Origin of the sequence: Pseudomonas sp. 21615526, from assembly GCF_013386245.1 — a bacterium.
Classification (GTDB): Bacteria; Pseudomonadota; Gammaproteobacteria; order Pseudomonadales; family Pseudomonadaceae; genus Aquipseudomonas.
Window position 1 is genome coordinate 1 of record NZ_JACAOM010000037.1, and the last position, 5,534, is coordinate 5,534.

Consider the following 5,534-nt stretch of genomic DNA (forward strand, 5'->3'; position numbering starts at 1 on the left):
GGTCCAGAGTACGTTGATCAGTTTGTAGTACTGGAACACCGACTTGCCCTGGCTCTGCTGGGCAAAATTGGCCTGCACCGCGCCGTTAAGCGCCTGCAGTTCAGTGGGCAGCGGATGTTCCCGGGTGGTCTGCACGGGTTGGTCCCGTGGAAACGGCTCGGTGCAGTCGCGGTCCGGATGCTGCTGCTTGCACTGGATACGCGCCACGTTCGGCGTGCATTCGGGGCCGGTGCCGCAGTTCGGGTTGTTGAAGGCAAAGCTGTCGGGCGGCGTTTGTTGTGGCGGCACCTGGTTGGGTTCCGGCACGTTGTCTACCTGCTCGAAGGTGGTCCAGATGAAGTTGGGTGAAGCCTGGGTCTTGTTGATGATATGCAGGCCCACCAGGCCCACCACCTGCTGGGTGCACTGCAAGGTGGCCGGGTTTTTGAGCCAGGCGACGGTGGTCAGGTAACGTCCGTAGAGCTCGGGTTTGCCGGTGAGGATTCGCCATGCTGCCTTGACCTCCAGAGCTCCCAGTTGCTCCTGCGGCACCGGGTTGGGCGGCAGCGAGCGCATGGGTTCACCGATGGGCAAGGACAGCCCGCCGGGGTTCTGGTTGTCGAGGTTCTGCGCGACTTTCAGCTGGTTGGCCGCGTCGTACAGCCCTTTGCTGACGATGTAGTCGAACTCGGCCTTGCCCACCTTGCGTTCAAAAAACACCAGGTTCTGCGACTGGTCCGTCAGCCAGCCGCCGGAGGCTTCCATGATCGGGTCCGGAATCGAGGCCAGGGTGCCGCTGGACAGGTGAAACCCATGCCGCGCGTTGATCGCGCTTTCGGAGGTGGCGGTCATGAACTTGCGCGCCCCCACCGACATCGCCCTGAGGCTGGCCTGGGTGCTGCAATTGGACGGCACCAGGGTTTGCACGCCCCAGCCGGTGGGCGCGGGCGCGCCGGGCAGGAAGATATCGTTGGCGTCCTTGTAGCTGGCCCATACCGGCGCCACGCTCATCGGCTGCCCGGAGGCAGTCGGTACGCCGAATTGCGCCAGGGTACTGTTCATGTCCGGCTCACCCGCGAGGGCAGGTGTGGCTGGCCAACCGGGATTCACCGGCCAGTTCAGGGCAATGAACAACTGCCAGCCAAAGCAATTCATGAAGCTCTGGCCGGTGGCGTTGAAGTTGTTGATCGGCAGGAAGCCGCCGCTTTTCGGGTTGAACACCAACTGTTGCTGCACGCAAGCGTCGGCGTCGGAAGTGGGGGATGCGTAGGCGGCCTGCATGGCGAACAGGCTCAGCACCACACTGGTCAGCAGCGATAAAACACTCAAGCGTAACCTGGACATCATCGCGCTCCTTGCAAGCAGGTAAAGCCGCACCCTGGGTGGGTGCGGCTGATGGGCTGTATCAGTCAGGCGCCAGGCACCAGCGCCAATCCGGATTCCCATGGGTGTTCCGCCGCGCTGGGGTTATCGGCTTCGCCCGGGTTGAGGGCGCGCACTGTCACCAGCCCCGGTGCGGCAGTGGGGCTTACGGTGATGGTCAGCAGGTAGCCCTGGGTGCCACCGGAGTTGGTTTGCCCGGGGATGGCCGAGGCATCCGGCAGGAACTTTGTGACCTGCGCCGTCACCCCAGGATTGGAGAATTGCACCCGCGCCGTCTCGGCGGTGGTCTTGAGGTCGGCGCCTTGCACCACCAGGGCAAACTGCCCGCTGGTGCCGGGTGCCAGCCAGGCCGGCAGGTCGGTGGGTGACTGCCCGTAGAACAGGTCCAGCGGCAACAGCTGTACCGGCCAGGGTTGCACACCGTTGACCCGGTCCGTCACGCACGGGCAGGAATCCGGCGTCGGGCTGATGGGCGTGGTTGTCACACTCAGGCCCACCAGCAACTGCTGGGCAATCACCCACACGTAGTCGATCGGCTGGCCGCTGATGGTGATGTCGTTGATCGAGAACCCGGCGCTGACCGGCACTTCAAACACCGCTTGCAGAATCTGGTCGGAGCCGTTGGCGGCGGACTTGGCGGTGCCACGGGTGATTTTCCAGTACTGGCTGACGTCCTGGCCCTGGGGGCCTTTCCACGCCGAGAAGTCGGTGGGTTGTTGCAGGTACAGGCCGATGGGGTTGGTCAGGGAGAGCCGGTTATTCACTGCCACGCTGTTGGCCGAGAAACCGATATGCGGATCGGAGTTGCGGTAGTTCTGCCCGTATTGCGCGCAGCAGATCAACGCCTGGGAATTCTGGCTGCTGCTCAATGGCCGCAGGATGGTCGCCGCGGCAGCCAGGTACACCTCGGCGCTCAGGGTGTTGGGGCCGGAGGTCAGGTGCATCGCACCGCCGTACTGGCCAGGCACACAGGCGGTGCCGGCGTTCCATTTGTTGACGGTGTCGTAGGCCGGTTGACCGGTGGTGGGGTCGATGACCGGGTCGCCGGCCTTACCGGTCGGGCAGTCGGCGGTGTAGCGCAGGTACAGGTCTTCGAGTTGCACCTGTGGGTCGATGTAGTCGCGATACAGCCCCAGTACAGCAGTCGGATCGATGCGCCACATGGCCAGGAAATACGCCGGGTTTTCGCAAGTGAAGGTGATCTTGCGCATGTTGCCGTCGGCATCACGCACGATGGACCACTCGCAATATTCGTCAAGCCAGCCACGGGGGCCCGAAGGCGAGAAATCCTTGTACTTGCCTTGCCAGTCGATGCTCGGGCAGCGAGTGACGGGCAGTTGCAGCAGGGTGCCTTGCTTGTTCGGGTCGTAGAGCATGTACAGGGTGTTGTTGATCGTAATCTGGCCGTTGTCGGTCAGCTCCATCACCTGTTGCATGGACATGGCCTTGCCGCCCAACTGTGGAATCACCGCCGTGCCGTTGTTGTAGAAAAACGTCCACAGCCGATTGGGGAAGGGCGCCCAGGTAATCGCCGGCGGCGTGGTGGGGCCGTAGCCTTCCACCAGTGGGTTGTAATAGCCCGAGCGCGGCGCGTCATTGAGGCCCGACCACGGGTTGCCGATGATCGCGGACTGGGTCCAGCCGGTGAGGTCGTTGTTCCAGTCGGTTTCAAACTGCGGCAACTGGTTTTCCAGGCCCAGCTTGTTGTAGTCCTTGGGAGCTTGCCCGGCGGGAGAGGTAAATTGTTTGAAGGGGGTGCTCATGTCGATTCTCCAGGTGTTGTTGTGGTGGAAACGGAGCAGCAACCGGCACTGGGAGCAGGGCCGGCGACGGTTTGGCGCGGGTCGTCCCACACCAGTTGGGCGATAAAGCCAGGCAGCGGCGCGTACTCTTGCGGCGTCAACACCCGGGCACTATCGAGATGGGTCACCACTACGGATAGCTGCGTGGCGTCAGTGGGGCGAAGGTTCAATGCGGCAGCAGTGCGCGCGGCATTCAGCGCGCGTGACACGCCATGGGTGATGCAGCGGCCCTTGTCATCCACCAGGCCCATGCCGATGCGACTGAAGCGCCCGACATAGTGCGGATTGTCGGCGCTCACCTGCTGCGGCGTGGCGTCGGGCTGGTTGAGGAATACGTCGATCAGGTAGGTGTCGTGGGTGCAGCGCACATGGTCGAACACCACCCACGGGCCCAGGCTTGCGGTTTGTTCCTGCGTTTGCATCGGCGTCGAGCTTTGCTGGCAGCAGGCTTTTGCGACCGGGCGGCGGGTGCCAAAGGGCGGGGCGACGGGCACACCGTAGTCATAGCCGATATGCCGACTGTCCTGGGCCATGTCCCCCAGGGTGGTGTAGCGCCAGGCGTCGGCACTGGTGAAGGTGACATCGTCGGCCTCGCTGCCGGCAAACGGCTGGAGCAGGCACTGGGTGGTGTACTGCGCTGCCGGGTGGGCGCGGATCCAGACCTCCAGCATCCGGTCGATATTGGCGTGGTAGGAGCTGAACACCGGGTCGAACGCGGTGTAGGCGTTGTCGGCCATGTCGCCGCCGATCCAGCCGTGATAGTTGTCGTGGGGCTGCTCGTAGAGCCCGTCGAAATTCAGCGCGCGGTTGGGGTACAGGTCATCTTCCTGGGGGGGATCAAACACCGGGATGTTCGCCCAGGGATAACCTGGCACGCCCTGGGGCTGGCTGAAGGTGTTGAACTTCAGGGCATCGACCACCTGTTGCTGGAAAATCCGGCTCATGCCGTACAACTGGGTGCGTTCGACGCGCTGCGTCTCGCCCTGGGTGTAGAACAGCGGGTTGCGTTGCACGAAGCGGCAGTCCACACCGGGTACCCTGGCTTTTTCACAGACCTTCGAACAACCGTCCTTGGCAGCGGCGTAGCGCAACGGATTAGGGCGAACCTCGCCGGTGTGCGGGTGCACGTAGGTTTCATCGAGAAACGCCTGGGGCAAGCCGGCCTGGGGGCTGCCGTCGACACTGGCGTCTTCGGCCATCCAGTCCCAGTAGGGGATGGGGCAGTCGATCAGCGCTTCCAGGTACAGCAGATAGGCCCGGTGCCACAGGGCAAACGCTTCCTGGTAATGCAGGCACCAGTTGGTGTGGATATAGGCGTAACGCTGCCAAGGGGAGCCGCTGTCGGCGTTGGCCACCTGCATTACGTCATCGAGGCGTGAGCGGTACAGGTTCAGTTGTTCCTGTGTCAGTGCGCGAATGTCCTGGCGCACGCGTTTGACCGGGTGAGGCAGGTCGGGTGGGGGGATGCGTTCTGCCTCGTCGAACGGTGAGGCGGGAGTGAGGCGCCAGCCCTGGTTGACCCACAGCCTGAAGGTTTCCAGCGCGTCGATGGGCCAGAACTGCTGCTGGTCGAGGGTCAGCGGCATGCTGCGGGAGGCCAGGTGCTGGTAGATGGTTTCGGACCAGGTCTTGACGGAGGCGGGGTCTTCGAGGAATACGAAGTAGGCGTTCATGCAGCCCACCCAGGAGGCGGCGACGGCGGCGCGTTGCTCTTGGGGGATCCAGTAGGGGGCGCTGAATAGGCCGTGGATATCGGTGGCCCATGTCGGTTTCGCGACTATCATAAGATCCCTCTCATGCGGCCCCGGTGCCTGATTTGGCTGGGCTGCTAAGCTGGATTGATGTTAGTGCGCCACCGCGCAGGATTTGTGCAAATTGGTGGGTGTTTACGGTGGATTCATTGCAGTTTTTTCAAGGAAGATATGGAAAAAATGACAGATGCCATGGATTTGAAGATTCTGGGGAAATTGCAAAGGGATTGCAGTCAGAGTCTGGAGTTGTTGAGTGACAGTGTCGGGCTGTCTTCAACCAGTTGTTACCGGCGTATCAGGCGGTTGGAGAGTGTCGGGATTATCAAGGCCAAGGTGGCGGTGCTGGATGAGCGCAAGCTTGGGATTCAGGTTACGGCGTTCTTCCTGATCAAGCTTGATAGGGACAGCAATGATATCGACCGCAAGATGCAGCATATCCTGGCGAGTCATCCGGAGATTCAGGACTGTTATCTGCTGACCGGGGAGTTTGATTTTGTGATGGTGGCGAAGTTTCGGGATGCCACTGAGTACACTGATTATATCTATCGGTTTTTAGAGATTTATCGGGATATTCCGATTCGTACTTATTCGTCTACTTTGGTGGTCAGGACGGTTAAGA

At 61.9% G+C, this 5,534-nt stretch carries 4 protein-coding genes; 1 reads left to right on the forward strand and 3 read right to left on the reverse strand.

Annotated elements, in window-relative coordinates:
- The 3 genes from HX786_RS13255 to HX786_RS13265 all read right to left on the reverse strand — a co-directional run.
- Positions 1-1,323 (reverse strand): hypothetical protein (locus HX786_RS13255; protein WP_178912187.1); only part of this gene is annotated, 1,323 nt, incomplete at its 3' end.
- Between the two features lie 65 nt (positions 1,324-1,388).
- Positions 1,389-3,125, reverse strand: coding sequence for a hypothetical protein (locus tag HX786_RS13260; RefSeq protein ID WP_102606333.1), 1,737 nt, complete (start codon positions 3,123-3,125; stop codon positions 1,389-1,391).
- Entirely contained in the window at positions 3,122-4,948 is a 1,827-nt protein-coding gene (locus tag HX786_RS13265) for a tyrosinase family protein (RefSeq protein ID WP_178912188.1), read from the reverse strand. The genes HX786_RS13260 and HX786_RS13265 overlap by 4 nt, the downstream gene beginning before the upstream one ends.
- 159 nt (positions 4,949-5,107) lie before the next feature.
- Here HX786_RS13265 and HX786_RS13270 point away from each other — a divergent pair.
- Positions 5,108-5,534, forward strand: a 427-nt coding sequence (locus HX786_RS13270) for an Lrp/AsnC family transcriptional regulator (protein ID WP_256735294.1), incomplete at its 3' end; no start/stop codon positions are given.

Coding starts and splice junctions, on each gene's coding strand:
- HX786_RS13265 (WP_178912188.1), bottom strand. CDS start 4,948: ATGATAGTCGCGAAACCGACATGGGCCACCGATATCCACGGCCTATTC.
- HX786_RS13260 (WP_102606333.1), bottom strand. CDS start 3,125: ATGAGCACCCCCTTCAAACAATTTACCTCTCCCGCCGGGCAAGCTCCC.